Raw genomic sequence first — 17,648 nt, 5'->3', positions numbered from 1 at the left:
ATAGGCGCGATGTCAACGCCGCCGCAGCCCTCCAAGTCACTATCTTGACAAGACCCACGACGCGAAGGAAGACTTTCTTAAAGCGACCCACCAAGGCGTCGCATAGAACATTAGGGGGTTATCGATGACGCGTAGGATCGCCGGCAGACTATCTTTGTGCGCGGCTTCGGCCGTCGCCGCACTGACCGCGGGCACGGGCGCCTGGGCCCAATCGGGTCCGCAGATCGAGGAGGTGATCGTCACCGCCCGTAAGCGCGAGGAAAATGTCCAGTCGATCCCGGTGGCGGTGACCGCCATCGGCGGCGAAGCGCTGAAGGCCGCGGCCATCACCGATCTGTCGCAGATCGCCGCCCACATCCCCAGCTTCACCTACCAGCAGCAGAACTCCATGGAGTCGGAGATGTTCATCCGCGGGGTGGGCTCGGTGCGCCTGAACGGCGCCACCGCCGACCCCTCGATCGGCACCTTCCTCGATGAAGTCTATATCGGCCGCCGCGGCTCGGCGACGCCGCCGATCTTCGATCTGGCCCGTGTCGAAGTGCTGCGCGGCCCGCAAGGCACGCTGTTTGGCAAGAACATCGTCGGCGGCGCCATCAGCCTGGTCACCGCCAAGCCCGAACCCATAGTGGGCGGCAGCGGCTCGATCTCGTACGGCAACTACAACGCCATCACGACCCAGGCCCACATCACAGGCCCCCTGAGCGACAACGCCGCGATCCGTATCGCGCTCTACCAGAACAGCCATGACGGCTACGCCAAGAACATCGTCATCGGCCAGGAGCTGGAAGACCTGGAATCCTACGCCGGCCGCATCTCGGTCAGCTGGGACCCGACCGACACCTTCAAGGTCCTGGTGACCGCCGACATCAGCAGCGATGAAGGCGGCGGCCCGTCCCGTCACGCGGTGGACGATCCCACCAAGCCGGGCTTTGGCTTCATCACGCCCAACCTTCGTTCGCAGGACCCGCGCACGAACGAGTCGCCCTATCCCCAGTACGCCCGTCGCAACACCCGCGGCCTGACCGGCCGCGCCGACTGGGACATCGGCGATTACACCGTGACCTACCTGTCGGCGATCCGTGAGGGCGAGGGCCGCAACCGCTGGACCCAGGCCGGCGCCGGCTCCCCCCGTCGATCACCAACTCCACCCTGACCCAGGCCGAGGACTATCGCGGCATTACCCAGGAGCTGCGCATCGCCTCGCCTCGCGGCGACCGCCTGCGCTGGCTGGCGGGCCTCTACTACCTGAATGAACAGACCGACCGCTCGTCGCGCAACACGGCCAAGTCCTATCTGCCCGGCGGGGCCGGCAGCACCCGCGACAGCCTGGACGGCGACAACATCTTCATCGGCTTTGGCGAGTCCAAGAACTACGCCGTCTTCGGCGAAGCCAACTTCGACGTCACGCCCGACCTGACCCTCACCGTGGGCGGCCGCTACACCTGGGACAACAAGTCGTTCCAGTCGCGTGGCGAGGTCATCAGCCTGGGTCCGGTGGGCCTGCCCAACACCCTGTCGCCCTCCCCGCTCTTGTCGCCCTACGACATCAGCGTGGCCAAGGACTGGGCCGAATTCACACCCAAGGTCTCGCTCGACTGGAAGATGGCTCCGGGCAAGATGGCCTACGCCTCGGCCTCCAAGGGCTTCAAGGGCGGCGGCTGGCAGGGCGCGGCGGCCAACGCGGCCGGCGCCTCCAAGGCCTATGAGCCGGAAACCGCCTGGAACTACGAAGCGGGCGTCAAGACCGACTGGTTCGACCGCCGCCTGCGCGTCAACATCGCGGCCTTCTACACCAGCTTCAAGGATCTGCAGGTCGAACTTCTGGACGACGTGAACCTGACCCTGGTCATCGCCAACGCCGCCAACGCCAAGATCAAGGGCGTCGAGCTGGAGACCCAGGCCCAGCTGACCCGCTCGTTCAGCATCTTCGCCTCCGGCTCGATGCTGGACGCCAAGTACGACGACTACATCGATCCGCTGCGCGGCATCAATTACGGCGGCAACAAGATCCAGCGCACGCCCGACTATCAGTTCAACGTGGGCGCCGACTGGCGCCACGAGGTCAAGGGCGACTACGAACTGGCCGCCCACGTGGAGTACAGCTATCAGGACGACATCTTCTGGGGACCGGAAGAGACCAACAAGGAAGACGGTTACGGCCAGCTCGACGCCCGCGTCAGCTTCGGCCGCCTCGACCGCGGCTGGAACATCGCGGTCTTCGGCAAGAACCTGACCGACAAGCTCTACCGCGCCAGCATCATCCCGTTCGTGGGTGACGAGGTGTCGCTGTTCGGCCCGCCGCGCACCTACGGCGTGCGCCTCTCCGGCCGGTTCTAGGCAAGGCGATGGGGCGGTCGGCGACGGCCGCCCCAAAGCGCTTGACTTAACCCCGCGCCGCCACGACGGTCGCGCCGATATGGCCGCCCCTCCCCGCAAGCCCAGGACTTCAGCCGCGCCCAAGGCGCCTGACCGGGCCCCTCAGCTCGTCCAAGCCAATTCCGCCACCCGGGCGCTGAACATACTGGGCGATCGCTGGACCCTGATGATCCTGCATCAGGCCTTCTTCCGCGTGCGCCGCTTCGAGGACTTCCAGGCCCGTATCGGGCTGGCCCGCAGCCTGCTCACCGACCGCCTGCGCCGGCTGGAGGCCGCCGGCGTCATGCGCCGCGACCGCTATCAGGAACGCCCGCCCCGCGACGAGTATCGCCTGACGGACATGGGCCTGGACCTCTACGGCGCCGCCTTGATGATCATCCGCTGGGAGAAGCGCTGGTTCTACGATCCGGCCAGCCCCGCCCACCGCCTGGTCCACAACGGCCACGAGTTCACGCCGCAACTTCGCTGCGCCCACTGCGACCGGGAAGTCGTCGCCCGCGACACCTTCGCCGTGGACGGCCCCGGCGCCGGCGAGGATCCGCCGCAAAAGCCCCGCGCCCAGCGCCGCTCCATCGTGCCTTCCGAGAATTTGACGCCCGGCGATCCGATGCTGGAGCGCGCGTTGGACGTCATCGGCGATCGCTGGATCGCCCACGTCATCGCCTCGGCCTTCATGGGCCGTCGCCGGTTCACCGAACTGCAGGGCGCCCTGGGCGTCGCGCCCAATATCCTGGCCGACCGCCTGGCGCGACTGGTCGACCTGGGCGTGCTTCGCAAGGTGCTCTACCAGGAGCGGCCGGAGCGCTGGGAATACCGCCTGACGGACGAGGGCCTGGACCTCTTCCCGCTGATCGCCGAGCTGATCCGTTGGGGCGATCGCTGGCTGTCCGGCCCCGAGGGACCGCCCGCCATCTTGCACCACCGCCCTTGCGGCCGGCCGCTCGTCAACCGCATCACCTGCGACCATGGCGACGGCGAGGTCAACATCGTCAATTCGGGTCCCGCTAGGTAAACCTCAAAGCTGTGCGTTTTCAGCGCCTTCCAGTGCGATTTAGTGACTTGCACAACAAGACGCTCATGCACTAGGGTCGATCCCGATCGGGGACGCGTACCGTCCCTTCGGAGACGCCTATGAAGGTCGAACGCCATCCGCCCGTGGTCACCTCGCTTTTGCCGAGCAACCACCCCTACCTCACCGGCCCGTGGACGCCGCTGCACGAGGAGGTGGACGCCTACGACCTGGAGGTCATCGAAGGCGCGATCCCGCACGACATCGACGGGGTCTACATCCGCAACACCGAGAATCAGGTGCACCAGCCGCTGGGCCGCCATCACCCGTTCGATGGCGACGGCATGCTGCACCAGATCAGCTTCGCAAACGGCAAGGCCGACTATCGCAACCGCTGGGTCCGCACCCGCGGCTTCGAGGCCGAGCAGGAAGCCGGCAGGTCCCTGTGGGGCGGTCTCATGGACGGGCCCGAGGTTTCGGTGCGCCCCGGCTTCGGCGCCCACGGCGGCCTGAAGGACACGGCCAGCACCGACGTGGTGGTCCACGGCGGCCGCGCCATCTCCACCTTCTACCAGTGCGGCGAGGCCTACAGCCTCGACCCCGAGACCCTCGAGCAACTGGGCGTCGCGCCCTGGGCTCCGCTGGACGGCGTGTCGGCCCACACCAAGATCGACGAGGCGACGGGCGAGCTGTTGTTCTTCAACTACTCCAAGCACGCGCCCTACATGCACTACGGCGTGGTCGACCGGCACGGCAAGGTGACCAACTACACCGCCATCCCGACCCCGGGGCCGCGCCTGCCGCACGACATGGCGTTCAGCGAGAAGTACTCGGTCCTCAACGACTTCCCGGTGTTCTGGGACCAGCGGCTGCTCGAGCGCGGCATCCACGCGGTGCGCCTGCACGAGGGGCTCAAGTCGCGCTTCGCCGTCCTGCCGCGCCACGGCAAGACCGAGGACATCCGCTGGTTCGAGGCCGATCCCTGCTACGTCCTGCACTTCCTCAACACCTATGAGGACGGCGACGAGCTGGTGATGGACGGCTACTTCCAGGAAAACCCCACGCCCGGGCCGCTGGCCGACGCGCCGGACGGCCATGGCCATCTGATGTCCTATCTGGACGAGCACAGCTTCCGCTCGAAGCTGCATCGCTGGCGCTTCAACCTGAAGACCGGCGAGACCACCGAAAGGCACCTGGACGACCGCATCCTGGAATTTGGGATGTTCAACCAGCGCTACGCCGGCCGGCCCTATCGCTACGCTTATTCGACCACCACCCGGCCGGGCTGGTTCCTGTTCAACGGCTTCGTCAAACACGACCTGGAGACGGGGCGGTCCTGGGAGCTCAAGCTGCCCGAAGGCCGCTACGCCTCGGAGGCGCCGTTCGCCCCGCGCGTGAACGCCCAGTCCGAGGACGACGGCTATCTCGTCAGCTTCATCATGGACGAGAACACCGGCCGCGCCGAATGCGTGCTGATCGACTGCAAGAAGTTCGAGGAAGGCCCGGTCGTCCGCATCGCCCTGCCTCACAAGATCTGCAGCGGCACGCACTCGGTCTGGGCCGACCGCCAATTCATCCGCGACGGCGTCATCTCCCCAATGGGATGAGGGGCGTCGTGCGCGGATCGGGCAGTTCGGGCTCCGAACTGTCCGCCGGCGCGATGAAGTCACGCCAGACGACGAAGGTGCGCTCGCGTGTCATGTCGATGTGGCAGCGAAGAGCGGCGGCGTTGCGGATCGAACCGCCCAGCCATTTGTCATAGACCCCTTTGCACACGACCTTGTCGTAGGCTTCCCAAGCTCCCTGAGCGTCGCCCAGGAACCGCACCTGCTTTGAGGCCTCCGGCGTTCCCACCGTGGACTCGTCCTGGCGCTCCGCCATCAGCCGCGCGGTGGCGAGGTAGTGGTCCATCCTGGCCCTCTCCCGTTTCAACTCGTCGCTCAGGCAGGCGTTGATCTCCAAGGTGGCGGCCGCGTTCGCGCAATCGGCCGGCAAGTGGGCGGCGGACTGGACGGCCAAGAGGGACAGGGCGAGCGCGGCGAACATCCAAAACTCCATCCAGCTTACGACGCCGTGAACCTGCGCCGCGCATGAGCGTTACTCAAGCTTCGCCATGGCGGTTGGGGAGATCTGCCGGATGAAGTCGTTGCTGATCCTCGGGGCGATGATCACCGCCCTGGCGTCCGGCGAGGCCGCCGACAGATCCGAGCCGAAGGCGCGGCCCCAATCGGAGGCGCGCGCCTTCGCCTATGAGGACAAGGTCGTCGACCTGCTGATCGTCGGCCCCGCGGCGCGCCTGCTCTATGACCGCCTGCCCGGCAGGGGCCAGGTCCAGGCCTGCGGCGCGAGCGGCCTTCACAAGGGCGACGGCAAGATCACCTGCCGCAAGGACGACGACGGCTACGCCTGCCACATCTGGCTGGACGCCGGGCGGCAGACGCTGGCCGAGCCGCAGACCGACGACTGCTAGGCCAGTCTAGAGGATTTCCAGCACCCGCTCGCGCAGTTCGTTGCGCACCACCTTGTTCATGGCGTTGCGGGGCAGGGCGTCGACCACCACCAGCTTCTCGGGCAGCTTGAAGACGGCAAGGCCTTTGTCCTTCAGCCAGCCGGCCACGTCGGCCAGTCGCGGCGTCTCGCCGGTGGGGACCACCGCCACGCACATGCGCTCGCCCAGGACATCGTCGGGCACGCCCACCACCGCGGCCTCCTTAAGGGCCGGATGGCCCGCCAGCAGGTCGTCGATCTCGGCCGGCGAAATGTTCACCCCGCCGCGCACGATGATGTCCTTGCAGCGGCCGACGAAGCGATAGAAGCGCGACAGCTCCCCCTCCCCCGCGATCTCGAAGAGGTCGCCGGTCCTGAAGTATCCATCGGCGTCGAAAGCCGCCGCGTTCAGCTCATCGGCGTCCCAGTAGCCGGTGAAAGTCGCCGCCCCGTCGATGCGCAACTCGCCCGGAACCTGGGGCGTGGTGATCGTCTGCTCCGTCGCCGGATCGACCAGGCGGGTGCGGATCATCTGGGCCGTCGGGCTGTTCCAGCCAAAACCCTCCACGCCCATGCGCGGGAAGTAGCGGGCCCGCTCGCCCGGGTCGGGCACGTCGGCCGCGCCGCTGAACAGAGACGCGCCCTCGTTGGAGCCGAAGATGTTGCAGACCTGGATGCCGTGGTCGTTGAGGAAGCCCTCGATCATCCACGGCGACAGCGGCGCCGAGCCCGAGCCGATGGCCCGCACGCTAGACAGGTCGGTGATGGCCAAAAGTTGCGGCGTCTTCAGAAGGGCGTTGAGGATCGCCGGCGGGGCGATGGTGTAGTTGACCTTCTCGGCTCCGATCTGGCCGAGGAACACGGGCAGGTCGAAGGGGTGGTGCAGGACCATGGTCCCCCGCCGCCAAAGCCACGACATCATCATGCCGAAGGCGGCGATGTTCACCAGCGGGAACGGGTTCAGCACCACCTCGGCTTCCTGAAGCTCGGTGGCTTCGGACACCATGCGGGCGTTGACGATCCAGTGGTTGTGGTCGCGCGGCACGCCCTTGGGGCGGCTCTCGGTGCCCGAGGTCCAGCAGATGGTGAAGACCTCGCCGGCCCTGACCGGGTTGGCGTCATGATAGGCGGCCGCCTTGGCCGGATCGGCGGCGGCCACGGCCTCGTCCAGGCTGACCGCGCCCTTCGGCGCGGCGCCGTTCATCACCACCGTGCGGAAGTCGCCCCGCAGCCCCAGCACCATGGCGGCGTGGTCGTGGCCGGCGAAGCGTTCGACGGTGATGAAGGCCTTGGGTTTGACCTTGCCGACCACGTAGGCCAGCTCATGCTCGCGGTATTGCATGACCACCGGGCTGATGATCAGGCCGATGCGGGCGCAGGCCAGAGCCAGCAGGACCGTCTCGGCGACGTTGGGCGCCTGAACGCAGATGATGTCGTCCTTGGCGAAGCCCAGATCGAGCAGGCCGGCGGCCATGCGATCGATCTCCTGCCCCAGTTGCCCCCAGGTCAGGCGACGGGGGCCGCGGCCATCCAGGGCCTCGCGATTGACGGGATCGACCAGGGCCTCGCGGTCGGCGACCTCGCGCCGGTTGCGCTGGGTGAGGTCGTCGACGACGGTGTCTCCCCACCAGCCCTTGGCGACATAGGCGTCGATACGCTCTTGCGAGGTCAGGAACATCCGCGGCTTCTCCCATCGGAGGCCGCGTCTGGCGCGCGGCTCCCCCTTCGGCGCTTTCATAAAACGACTATGTCGCCACGACAACCACTTGCATGACGAGACTTACCTTTGGCATCTTCGGCGCCAACGGGAGTATGACGACATGTATCGGGTCATTCAGTGGGCGACGGGCGCCATGGGGCGCACGGCGCTGAGACGCATCATCGACCACCCCGACCTCGAGCTCGTCGGCGTCTATGTCTATAGCGACGACAAGGCAGGCGCGGACGCCGGCGACCTGGCCAAGCGCCCCAAGACCGGCGTCATCGCCACCAACCGCATCGAGGACATACTCGCCCTCGACGCCGACGTGGTGATCCACACCCCCCGCATCACCCTGCCCTACGACGCCCTGAACGACGACGTGGCGCGGCTGCTGGCCTCCGGCAAGAACGTCATCTCCACGGCGGGTTTTCATTGGCCCACTCACCAGGGCGGCGCTTACGCGGCCCCGCTGCTGGAAGCCTGCCGGGCCGGCAACGCCACCTTGGCGGGGCTTGGCGTCAATCCGGGCGCCCTGGTCGAGCGGATCGTTCTTTCGGCGACAGGCCTGTGCGCCCAGCTGGACCACATCACCGTGCGCGAGATGGTCGACGCCAGGGCGATGGCCCAGCCGGTGTTCGTCTATGACTTCATGGGCTTCGCCAAGGACCCGACCAAGGAAGACATCACACAGGGACCATTGGCCAAGCTCTATACCAGCCTGTTTGGCGAGGTGTTCGCCGCGGTCGCCCACGCCATGGACGCCACGATCGAGGATCTGTCGCCCGACCACCGCCTGACCCTGGCGCCGCACGACATGGCCGTCGCCGCCGGGCCGATCCCCAAGGGCACCGTGGCGGCCACCGAATGGCGCTGGAACGCCCGCTTCTCCAACGGCGCGGGCATGACCCTGTCGATCCTGTGGACGGCCGATCCGGCCCTGCATGGCGCCAACGTCACCGGCCACTGGACGGTCGATATCGAGGGGCGCCCCAATATCAGCCTGACCCTCGACATCCACGAGGGCGATCCCAAGGCGCCGCCGGCCCGGGCCCTGACCGACGCCACCGTGGCCGTCGCCATCCGGGCGATCCCCGACATCTGCGCCGCCGCGCCGGGCTTCTTCGCCTATGACGCGCCCGCGCCCTATCGCGCGCGTCTTTAAGGGCGCGTCAGGCGTCAACCACTTGTCGCGTAAAGCGTTGAGAGGTTTTCGCCGGTTGACCCGCCATGCTGTCTAGCGGCAAAAAGCCGCACCTCAACAGCACCGACAGGTCCATGGATCACGTCCGCCGCATCCGGATCGCTCTGACCAGCCTTCGGTATGTTCGCGACTGCGCGGCGATCACGCGCGGCGAACGTGACGCCCATGACGCCTTCATCCTGTCGACCATCGCCAACGTCAGCGCCGCCTTTCTCAGCCAGGCGACGGAGGAAAGCGCGCACTTCGCCACGGCGAACTCTCCCGCCCCGGACGAGCTGCTGCGGCCGATCAGCATCAACGCCCTGGCGCAATCGCTGGGCATGCCGTTCGAGACCGTCCGCCGGCGCGTCGCGGGCCTCAGGGACGAAGGCCTGATCAGCGTCACACCGGCCGGCGCCGTCATCCTGTCGCGCACCCTCGCCTCGCCCGCCTACACGGCCATGGTGGCGGCGCACTTCGAGCGGGCCAGGCAGTTCTACAGGGACATGAAGGCCCTAGAGGCCTTGCCGCCCCTGGCTTCTGGGGCCGCGATGGAACGCCCCCGGTCCGAGCTGCCCATCCGCGTCGTCAGCCGCACGGCGTCCGATTACTTCCTGCGAACCGCCCAGCCGCTGTTCGTTCTCTGCGGCAGCCTTGTCGGCGCGTCCCTGTTGGCGGAGGTCGTGCTGAGCAACACCGAGGACATGGACGACGAGGCGCTCGCCCGCTGGGCCGACGACGCCGGAGCATCCGGGCGTCCCGCCAGCATGGCGCAGGTCGCCAAGGCCGTCAGCGTAGCGCGGGAGACCGCGCGTCGCCATGCGAGCATCCTCGAAGAGCGCCAGTTCGTCGTGGTCACGCGGCGGGGACTGATCGCAACCGCCCCCGCGGAGCTCCAGGCTCATCTGATCCAGCTCGCCGCTACCAATCTGGCCGACGCACGCCGGTTCTTCGCGACGATCGAACGGTTCGGAATCCTCCCCGACTGGGAAGCGGCCTAGCGGATTCCGGTCCTGGCGAAAAAGAGGCCGACGCGGGAGCTTCACCTCTTCCGCGCCGGCCCAGTGTCTTCCGAGGATGGAAGGTCAGGATTTCTTCGGCGGCCAGGGCACGAAGCCCGAGGTGCGCGCGATGTAGTCGGCATAGTCGGGGCGCGTCTTCTTGAGGCGATGCTCAAGGGTCGGCGCGCCGCTCCACTTCATCAGGGTCCAGGTCAGCAGCACCGGCCCGGGCAGCGCCCAAAGGCCCAGCGGCGTCTCGGCGGCGATCAGATAGAGACCCCACCAGACGCAGGCGTCGCCGAAATAGTTGGGATGGCGCGTGTAGCGCCAAAGGCCGGTGTTGAGCACCTTGCCCTTGCTGTCGGGGTTCTTGCGGAAACGGGTCAGCTGCCAGTCGCCGATGCTCTCGAAGATCACGCCGAAGACGGCCAGGGCCGCGCCGGCATAGGCGACCACGCCCAGCGTCGGCTGCGCCTGCACCTGGCCAAGCTGCACCGGCAGGGCGACGATGAACTGCAGCGGCGCCTGGGTCAGGAAGACCAGCAGCAGGCTCGCCTTGGCGAACCCCCAGCCCTTCTGGGCTTCGACCTTGCCGAGCATGGACTGGTAGCGCCGGTCAGGACCGTGATCGCACCAGCGCCAGAAGAGATAGCCGCCCAGCCGCACCGCCCACAGCGCGCATAGGCCCAGCAGAAGCCAGCGGCGAGGCGTCGGCTCGCCTAACTGGATGAAGGTCGTCGTGGCGAGCAAAAGCATGCCCAGCGACCACCAGCTGTCGACAACGGTCACGTCGCGCAGCTTCAGGCAGATGAGCCACAAAAGGCCCATGGCCGCGGCGCTGGCGGCGGCGTTGACGGCGAGGATCGTGATCAGGTCCATGGCTTCCCCCAAAGCGCGTTCAGCGACCGGTCGAGACGGTGTCGGCGCCCAGCATCCGCGCCATGGCGCGTTCCAGCGCCTTGGGATCACGGGCCAGGTTAGCGCGCACCTCCACCGCCATGCGGTCGGTATCGACTTCGTCCGAGCCGCGCTTGATGGCCTGCAGGCCGGTGCGGGCGATGTCGGACGGTTGCTCCTTCTGCCCCTGGACGTGGGCGGCCATGCGCGTGTCCACCGATCCCACGATCAGGGCGCTCACCGTCGTCCCCTGCCCCGCCAGCTCGGCGCGGATGTTGGTGGTCGCCGCTCGGCCGGCGAACTTGGACGGGCTGTAGCCGCCCATGGCCGGAACGGCGACCAGGCCGCCGGACGAGAGCACGTTGACGATCGCCCCGCCGCCGGCGGCTTTCAGCGCGGGGGCGAAGGCGCGGCACATGCCCACGAGGCCGAAATAGTTGACCTCCATCTCCTCGCGCGCCGCCGACAGGTCATCGGCGCCGATCAGTCGCTGGTTCAGGAACGCGCCGGCGTTGTTGACCAGGATGGAGACATCGGGCGCGACCTTTGCCGCGGCGGCGATCTGGTCGGGCTGCGAGACATCCAAAGCCAGGGCCACGACCTTGCCGCCGCCTTCCGCCACCAGATGCTCGGCGTTCTTGGGATCGCGGGCGCCTACATAGACCTTGGCCGCGCCGGCCTCGATGAAGGCGCGCACGAAGGCCTCGCCGATGCCGCGATTGCCGCCCGTGACGAGGGCGACCGAACCCTTGATCTCCACCTAGGCCTCCATCGCGTAGAGGGCGTCGTTCGGCTTCTTGCCCGCGCGCACCAGGACCGACGGATCGGGCGCCATCAGGCCGCGGCCCCACGTCTCGGCGAAGGGCATCTCGTGGTTCCATTCCCAGATGATCTGGCGCTTGGCGATCTTCCACTCGCCGGCGCGGCGCTCGAAGCGGTCCAGGGCGCGGGCCAGGGTCAGGGTGTCGAACTTCTCGCCATCCTTCTTCATCCGCGAGAAGGCCAGGATGTAGGACTCGACCCTGGCCACGTCGCCATCGAGCTCGATGATGACGTTGGTGGTCAGGTGGTTCATCTGCCCGGCCTTGGGCAGGATCTTGGCCATGTTCTCCACATAGGCCGAGGCCGGGCCGTCATAGACCCCGCCATGATCCTCCACTGCATCCGGATGATAGGCGCCGGCCACCAGCTCGATGTCGGCGCGGTCGGCGCCGCGACAATAGCGGTGCAGGACCTCGGTGATCGCCTGCTTGTCGAGCAGGGCCTGGATTTCAGGGGCGTGGGACATGGGGGACTCGCTAGGAAAGAACGATGACGTCGGCGTCGGGCGTGTCGGCGTAGAGCCGCTCCACGTCGCCCTTGCGTCGGTCGATGACGGCGCGGCGGTTGACCGTGCCCTTGTCGGACATCTCGTGGGCGTTGGGCTGCGGGGGCTCGCTGAGCAGCAGGGCCCGGCGGATTCTCGATCCGCCATGCTGGCTGGTGTTGAAGGCCGCCAGCCGCTCCGCGATCGCCTCGCGCGTCGCGCCAGGCGCGGCCCACATCATCAGGCTCAGGAACGGACGATTGTCGTCGGCCAGCACCACCTCGGTCGCCAGGGGCGACAGGGCCTTGAGCAACTCGTCCCGCGCCTTGCCGCCATAGACCCAGGTCCCGCTCGACAGCTTGAACTCCTCGGCCGCCCGGCCGGCGAAGGCCAGGCCCTGGCCGGGGTCGGCGTCATCGTGGAACACGGCCAGGTCGCCGGTGCGATAGTAGTCCTCATCGTCGAAGGCCTCGGCGGTCTTGGCCGGATCGTCCAGATAGCCGCGCGTGACGTTCGGCCCCTTGGCGCGGACTTCGTAGCGATCGCCGCTCGGGACCAGCTTGAGGCTCGCCCCCGGCGCCGGCAGGCCGATGCCGACCTTGTCCGTCTCGAAGTGGATGGCCATGAACGCCGAGACCGTCTCGGTCGCGCCATAGCCGCTGGTCATCATGATGCGATGGCCAAACTCGGCCACGGCGAGCGCCTGCAGGCGGTCGTAGACCGGTTGCGACAGACCCGCCCCGCCGTAGAGCATCAGCCGCAGGCGCGAGAAGAAGGTGCGCCGCAGGACCGGGTCCTTCTCCAGCGCCTCGACCAGTAGGGTGTAGCCGAGCGGCACGTTGTTGAAATAGGCGACGCCGATCTCGCGCAGGTTGGCGATCGACTGGTCGAACAGCCCCGGCGCTGGCTTGCCGTCGTCGATATACAGCGTGCCGCCTTCCAGCAGGGTCGTGCGCAGGACGAACGCCCCGGCGGCGTGGTGCCAGGGCAGCCAGTCCAGCATAACGTCGTGCCAGCCGGCGGCCTCGCCGATCATCTGCTGGCACTGGGCGCTGTTGGCGGCCAGGTTGTCGAAGGTGATGGGCACGATCTTGGGCAGGCCGGTGGAGCCCGAGGTCAGCATGTAGGCCGCGACATCGTCAGGCTTGCGCGTGATCGCCGGCGGGTTCGGCGCGGCGGCCAGCACGTCGCCCCAGGCGGTGGCGGGCCTGGCCAGGGCGGCCGGGTCGCTGGTGACGACCACGGCGTCGCCGAGATCGAGCGCCTCCAGCGCCTTGCCGACGGGACGGGCGTCCTCGGCGAAAATCAGGGCCGGACGCACCTTGGCGATCACGTGCCTGAGGCGCCCGTAGTCGCCCCCCAGCGCGCCATAGGTCGTGCTGACCGGGCAGACCGGCAGGCCGGCCGTCCATGCGGCGAATGTCATGGCGGCGAACCCGGGCGTATTGCCGGTAAGGATCATCACGGTACGGCCGGCGGGAACATTGGCCTTCAGCCAGGTTGCGGCCGCATCCACCTGGTTCTTCAGCTGCGCATAGGTGGTGAACACCCAGGCGCCGTCGGCGCCGCGACGCGCCAGGGCCGGCTTGTCGCCCATCTGGGCGGCGCGCCGCGCGAAGGCGGCGGGGATGTCGGCCTCATAGGCCTTCAGCGGCACGCGCGAGGCGATGTAGATCGTGCCGTCCGCGCGGCGATCGACGTCGAGGTCGACGGGCAGCAGCTTGGCCTCGCGCATGGGTGCGGCGCGCACGTCATCCAGTTTCAGCGCGGCGCTCATGACGCGCTCGGGCGGGCGATCAGTTGCTCGACCTGGGCCGAGGCGGTCCCGCCGGCCTTCATCCCCTCGACCACGCCGCGATCGAAGTAGTCTCGCCAGCCGATGATCAGGTCGCCGTTGAACTCGACCACGCCGGCATAGGGCGCGGCGACGCGGGCGCCGTCCTTGGCGATGTACTCGTCCACCCCTTCGACAAAGAGGCGGTCGCCGGTCTCGGCGTAGTCGAAGATACGCCACTTCACTTCGGCGATCTGCGAGGCGAAGTTCTCCAGGAACTTGCGAGCCTGCGCCTTGCCCTTCAGCGGCGGAGCGATGGCGGCGGCGTAGTGCCAGACGATGTCGTCGTGCATGTGCGACAGGGCCGCGTCGATATCCTTGGCCCGCCAGGCGGCGATCACGGAGTCGAGGATCTGAAAGCGACGCGACATGGGTCTCTCCGAGGCGAAGGCCTCTTTTGCGATGAACGAAGAAGCGGCCGCGGCCGCGAGAAGGGTGCGGCGGTCCATGGCGTCAGACGCCGATGACCAGGCTCACCGTGGTGGTGGTGGAGCCGCCGATGTTCAGGGTCTGGCAGGTCTTGGCGCCTTCGACCTGATAATCGCCGGCGGTCCCGGTCACCTGTTTGAAGGCGTCCAGCGCCATGCGCACGCCGGTGGCGCCCACCGGGTGGCCCAGGCCGATCAGCCCGCCTGACGGATTGATCGGCAGGCGGCCGCCGATCTCGATGGAGCCGTCCTCCACCGCCTTCCAGCTTTCGCCCGGCGCGGTCAGGCCCAGATGGTCGATGGCCATGTATTCGGTCATGGCGAAGCAGTCGTGGGTCTCGACGACGTCGATCTGGTCCAGGGCGGTCACCCCAGCGCGGGCGCGGGCTTCCTCGATGGCGCGGCGCACCTGCGGAAAGACGTAAGGCTGATCGCGGCTGGCGCGGATCTTGGCCTCGTAGCTGATCGGCGCCGAGCGATGGCCCCAGCCCTTGATGCGTGGCAGGCTGTCCAGGCTGACGCCGCGCGCCTTGGCGTACTCGGCGGCGCGACGGGGGGAGGCGAGGAAGACCACGGCCGCGCCGTCGGTCACCTGCCCGCAGTCTTGCTTGCGGGTGCGCCCCTCGACGACGGGGTTGGCCTCGTCGTCGGCGGTGAAGCTTTCGGGCGTGAAGGCCCATTGGCGGGTCTGGGCGTTGGGATTGCGCTTGCCGTTGGCGAAGTTGATCTCGCTGATGCGCATCAGGTGGCGATAGTCGATGCCGAAGCGGCGATCGTATTCTTCGTTCAGCTCGGAGAAGGCGCGCGGCCAGACATACTGGGCGTCCTGATACTCGTGACCGGCCCAGGCCGCGGCGCCCAGGTGCTGCGCCGCCAATCGTCCAGGGACGTTGCGCATCTGCTCCAGGCCCACGACGCAGGCCAGATCATAGCGTCCAGCCTCAATCTCGGCCGCGGCGGCGAGGATCGCCACGCTGCCCGAGGCGCAGGCCGCTTCATGGCGCGCGGTCGGCAGGCCGTCCCAGGCCGGATGAACCAGACCGAAGAAGCCGCCCAGCAGCCCCTGCCCCGCGAAGAGATCGCCGACGAAATTGCCGACGTGGCCGCAATCGACATCTTCGGCATCAAGGCCGGTCGACTCCAGGCCCTGGCGCACGACGTCGGCGAAGGCGTCGGCCATCTCCATGCCCTGTCGGGTCCAGTTGGCCGAGAAATCGGTCTGCGCGCCACCAAGGATATAGGTCATGAGCGTTCTCCCACGGGGTCTGACGCCCCATGGGTCGCATTATAAAAGTGACTTGGATCGAACTGACAAGTCACGTTTTGGCTGACGTTGCGTCAGCCTGCCCCCTCGCGGGCGCGCAGCCCCCGCTTCGGCGCCTCAGCCTGGTCAAATTCAAGGATGACCACGATTTAACGCACATCGCCCCGCCACAATGGCAGGTTGAGGCGACAAAGGAGCTTCCTCATGCGCATCCCCCTCCTGATCGCCGCCCTCTGCGCGGCTCCGGCCATGGCGTTGGCGGCCGGACCAGCCGATTACGTCGGGACGTGGGTCCAGAAGGACGGCCCGCCCGGCCCTGGCGCCCAGTGGCGCATCAAGGACCGCGCGGGAGTGCTCGAGGTCTGGCTGCCCGAGCATGTGGGCGACAAGAAAAACCGTCGCCTCGTCCTCTCCGCGGCGGGTCCAGACACGTACAAAACGGGGCCAGGCTCGTTCGCTCGGGGACAGGTCACCAGGGTGAAGCCGGGCGTGATCCACATGGAGGTCCGCAAACTCGACGCCGGCGGCGCGATTTACTTCGACAGCGATCTGGTCAAGCGCTGAAGCGGGCGCCGCCAAGCGCCGGGCGACGCCGCGTCAGACCTTGCGAACAAACTCGGCGCGCAGGACCAGGCCCTTGATGGCGGCGTGGCGGCAGTCGATTTCCTGCGCATCGCCGGTCAGACGGATCGACTTGATCACCGTGCCGCGCTTGAGCGTCTGGCCAGCGCCCTTGACCGCCAGATCCTTGATCAGGGTCACGCTGTCGCCGTCGGCGAGCAGGTTGCCGACGCTGTCACGCACCTCCACGCCGCCGCCGGATTCTGACGGCGCGGCCTGAGCCTTGGCCGCCGCTTCCCCCGGGCTCAGCCATTCGCCGGTGGCTTCATCGTAGACGTAATCGCCGCTGTCGCTGCTCATCAAAGACCCCTCTCGAACAAGGCTGGCCTTATAGGACAAGGACGCGCGCGATCACACAGTCGCCTGCCCAGGCGGCGCTCCAAGGTTTGATCTAGCTCAATGGGCCCCGTCTGCGACGCGCCCATTCACGGCCGCCGGCAACCTTCCCGGCTTACAAATGCTCGGCATCCAGCGCCGCCAGCTCATCAAGAGCAGAGGCGCGGGTTTCATCGCGGCGGCGCTTATAGGCGAACAGCTGCTCGGCCTTGATCCTGCGATGGCGACCAACAAGCGAATGCGGGATCTCGCCCCGATCCAGCAGTCCCACGAGGTAAGGCCTTGATACATTGAGAATGTCGGCCGCTTGTTGCGTGGTCAGCATCTGACTGACAGGCACAAGCGTCACGGCGTCTCCGGACCCCACGTGGCGCAATACCTCCATAAGAAGATGCGAGAGCGCTGGCGTCAGAACGACCTCAGAAGTGGTCTTATCCTGCTCCAACACCCTTAGGCGCGCATCGGTCTCGCCCGCGGCCTGAGACGCGAGAATCTTCCGTAGCTGATTGGCGGCGGCGCGCTCGTCGGCGGAGGGCAGCCGCGCGCCAAGTTCCTGAGCGAACGCAGGCAGGGTCATCGGGATGCTCCGGTTGAGTATGTTAGATAGTTCTCATTCGAAATAAACGCAACATTCGAAACATTCGAAACATCCGACCTCGCCACAGGTTGCCTGCCACGGCTCACCTGAGTTTCCGCCGTACCTAGGTCAGGCGAGGACGCAACCAGTCGTCCAGGGCCCATCGTCCGGCCCCATGGCTCGCCAGATAGAGCCCGATCAGGACGAGACACGCCGAGGCGAAGGAGCCCCGCACACCCACGGTGTGATCGACCATCACGATGGCCACGATGAAATTGGCGGCGCACAACAGCCCCGCCCATCGGGTCAGCAGGCCAAGCACGAAGGCGACGCCGCAGGCCAATTGAACCCCTACCGACAGCGGCGCCATCAGGTGGGGCCAGGCGAAGCCGAACTTCTTCAGGAACGCGACGAAGGTCGCCATGTGCTCGGCGCTGGTGATGTTGTCCCACACGCCCCAGATTAGGAACGCGCCAACGACCAGGCGAAGGGCCAGCAGGGCCGCATCGTCCCAGCAATTCAACCCATCCAGAAACAGCCACCGCATGATCACCCCCGGTTATCGGGCGGCCCTCACCGCCCGGAGCCGAAATAGACGTCAGCGAACGCCGATTGGAAAGCTCCTCCGCA

19 protein-coding genes are annotated in these 17,648 nt (G+C 67.4%); 8 read left to right on the top strand and 11 right to left on the bottom strand.

Annotated elements, in window-relative coordinates; all coding sequences use genetic code 11:
• Positions 1 to 124 precede the first annotated feature (124 nt).
• The 4 genes from ABOZ73_RS15510 (at position 125) to ABOZ73_RS15495 (ending at position 4,992) form a co-directional block, all read left to right on the top strand.
• Positions 125 to 1,153 carry a TonB-dependent receptor gene (locus tag ABOZ73_RS15510; protein WP_369059025.1) on the top strand — a complete coding sequence of 343 codons (1,029 nt, stop codon included), beginning with the start codon at positions 125 to 127 and terminating at the stop codon, positions 1,151 to 1,153.
• On the top strand, positions 1,102 to 2,337 hold the full coding sequence (locus tag ABOZ73_RS15505) for a TonB-dependent receptor (protein WP_369062560.1): 1,236 nt from the start codon (positions 1,102 to 1,104) through the stop codon (positions 2,335 to 2,337). Before ABOZ73_RS15510 ends, ABOZ73_RS15505 begins: the two co-directional genes overlap by 52 nt.
• Positions 2,338 to 2,416: 79 nt before the next feature.
• Positions 2,417 to 3,388, top strand: coding sequence for a winged helix-turn-helix transcriptional regulator (locus ABOZ73_RS15500; RefSeq protein WP_369059024.1), 972 nt, complete (start codon positions 2,417 to 2,419; stop codon positions 3,386 to 3,388).
• Positions 3,389 to 3,507: 119 nt separating this feature from the next.
• Positions 3,508 to 4,992: a carotenoid oxygenase family protein gene (locus tag ABOZ73_RS15495; RefSeq protein WP_369059023.1), complete on the top strand. Its 1,485-nt coding sequence runs from the start codon at positions 3,508 to 3,510 to the stop codon at positions 4,990 to 4,992.
• On the opposite strand, the gene ABOZ73_RS15490 is transcribed toward ABOZ73_RS15495, so the two are convergent.
• Positions 4,973 to 5,431 (bottom strand): lysozyme inhibitor LprI family protein, encoded by a 459-nt coding sequence (locus tag ABOZ73_RS15490; RefSeq protein WP_369059022.1) that lies wholly within the window; start codon positions 5,429 to 5,431, stop codon positions 4,973 to 4,975. The two genes, ABOZ73_RS15495 and ABOZ73_RS15490, sit on opposite strands and share 20 nt — an antisense overlap.
• Positions 5,432 to 5,522: 91 nt before the next feature.
• Between ABOZ73_RS15490 and ABOZ73_RS15485 the strand changes: the two genes are divergently transcribed.
• On the top strand, positions 5,523 to 5,855 hold the full coding sequence (locus ABOZ73_RS15485) for a hypothetical protein (protein WP_369059021.1): 333 nt from the start codon (positions 5,523 to 5,525) through the stop codon (positions 5,853 to 5,855).
• Between the two features lie 6 nt (positions 5,856 to 5,861).
• Here ABOZ73_RS15485 and ABOZ73_RS15480 read toward each other — a convergent pair whose 3' ends face one another.
• Entirely contained in the window at positions 5,862 to 7,550 is a 1,689-nt protein-coding gene (locus ABOZ73_RS15480) for a class I adenylate-forming enzyme family protein (RefSeq protein ID WP_369059020.1), read from the bottom strand.
• Between the two features lie 142 nt (positions 7,551 to 7,692).
• On the opposite strand from ABOZ73_RS15480, the gene ABOZ73_RS15475 reads away from it, so the two are divergent.
• Positions 7,693 to 8,736: a hypothetical protein gene (locus ABOZ73_RS15475; protein WP_369059019.1), complete on the top strand. Its 1,044-nt coding sequence runs from the start codon at positions 7,693 to 7,695 to the stop codon at positions 8,734 to 8,736.
• Between the two features lie 113 nt (positions 8,737 to 8,849).
• On the top strand, positions 8,850 to 9,755 hold the full coding sequence (locus ABOZ73_RS15470; RefSeq protein WP_369059018.1) for a hypothetical protein: 906 nt from the start codon (positions 8,850 to 8,852) through the stop codon (positions 9,753 to 9,755).
• A gap of 84 nt (positions 9,756 to 9,839) precedes the next feature.
• Here ABOZ73_RS15470 and ABOZ73_RS15465 read toward each other — a convergent pair whose 3' ends face one another.
• The 6 genes from ABOZ73_RS15465 to ABOZ73_RS15440 all read right to left on the bottom strand — a co-directional run bounded on the left by ABOZ73_RS15465 (position 9,840) and on the right by ABOZ73_RS15440 (position 15,466).
• The gene (locus ABOZ73_RS15465; protein ID WP_369059017.1) at positions 9,840 to 10,634 is read right to left on the bottom strand and encodes a DUF1295 domain-containing protein; all 795 of its coding nucleotides are present in this window, start codon (positions 10,632 to 10,634) and stop codon (positions 9,840 to 9,842) included.
• A 19-nt stretch (positions 10,635 to 10,653) separates the two neighbouring features.
• Positions 10,654 to 11,412 (bottom strand): SDR family oxidoreductase, encoded by a 759-nt coding sequence (locus ABOZ73_RS15460; RefSeq protein ID WP_369059016.1) that lies wholly within the window; start codon positions 11,410 to 11,412, stop codon positions 10,654 to 10,656.
• Positions 11,413 to 11,940, bottom strand: coding sequence for a nuclear transport factor 2 family protein (locus ABOZ73_RS15455; RefSeq protein WP_369059015.1), 528 nt, complete (start codon positions 11,938 to 11,940; stop codon positions 11,413 to 11,415). It lies immediately after the preceding gene.
• Between the two features lie 10 nt (positions 11,941 to 11,950).
• A complete protein-coding gene (locus tag ABOZ73_RS15450; protein WP_369059014.1) occupies positions 11,951 to 13,735 on the bottom strand; it encodes an AMP-binding protein in 1,785 nt (594 codons plus the stop codon).
• Positions 13,732 to 14,163: a limonene-1,2-epoxide hydrolase family protein gene (locus ABOZ73_RS15445; protein WP_369059013.1), complete on the bottom strand. Its 432-nt coding sequence runs from the start codon at positions 14,161 to 14,163 to the stop codon at positions 13,732 to 13,734. The genes ABOZ73_RS15450 and ABOZ73_RS15445 overlap by 4 nt, the downstream gene beginning before the upstream one ends.
• 82 nt (positions 14,164 to 14,245) lie before the next feature.
• Positions 14,246 to 15,466, bottom strand: coding sequence for an acetyl-CoA acetyltransferase (locus ABOZ73_RS15440; protein ID WP_369059012.1), 1,221 nt, complete (start codon positions 15,464 to 15,466; stop codon positions 14,246 to 14,248).
• A gap of 222 nt (positions 15,467 to 15,688) precedes the next feature.
• Between ABOZ73_RS15440 and ABOZ73_RS15435 the strand changes: the two genes are divergently transcribed.
• Positions 15,689 to 16,048 (top strand): hypothetical protein, encoded by a 360-nt coding sequence (locus ABOZ73_RS15435; RefSeq protein WP_369059011.1) that lies wholly within the window; start codon positions 15,689 to 15,691, stop codon positions 16,046 to 16,048.
• Positions 16,049 to 16,081: 33 nt separating this feature from the next.
• Here ABOZ73_RS15435 and ABOZ73_RS15430 read toward each other — a convergent pair whose 3' ends face one another.
• The 3 genes from ABOZ73_RS15430 to ABOZ73_RS15420 all read right to left on the bottom strand — a co-directional run bounded on the left by ABOZ73_RS15430 (position 16,082) and on the right by ABOZ73_RS15420 (position 17,565).
• Entirely contained in the window at positions 16,082 to 16,294 is a 213-nt protein-coding gene (locus ABOZ73_RS15430) for an alkylphosphonate utilization protein (RefSeq protein WP_369062559.1), read from the bottom strand.
• 262 nt (positions 16,295 to 16,556) lie between these two features.
• Entirely contained in the window at positions 16,557 to 17,018 is a 462-nt protein-coding gene (locus tag ABOZ73_RS15425; RefSeq protein WP_369059010.1) for a helix-turn-helix domain-containing protein, read from the bottom strand.
• Between the two features lie 124 nt (positions 17,019 to 17,142).
• Positions 17,143 to 17,565, bottom strand: coding sequence for a DoxX family protein (locus ABOZ73_RS15420; RefSeq protein WP_369059009.1), 423 nt, complete (start codon positions 17,563 to 17,565; stop codon positions 17,143 to 17,145).
• Positions 17,566 to 17,648 lie beyond the last annotated feature (83 nt).

It is taken from the genome of Caulobacter sp. 73W (genome assembly GCF_041021955.1).
Lineage (GTDB): Bacteria > Pseudomonadota > Alphaproteobacteria > Caulobacterales > Caulobacteraceae > Caulobacter.
Note: the sequence above shows the minus strand (reverse complement) of the source record. Positions and strands in the feature narration are given on the sequence as shown.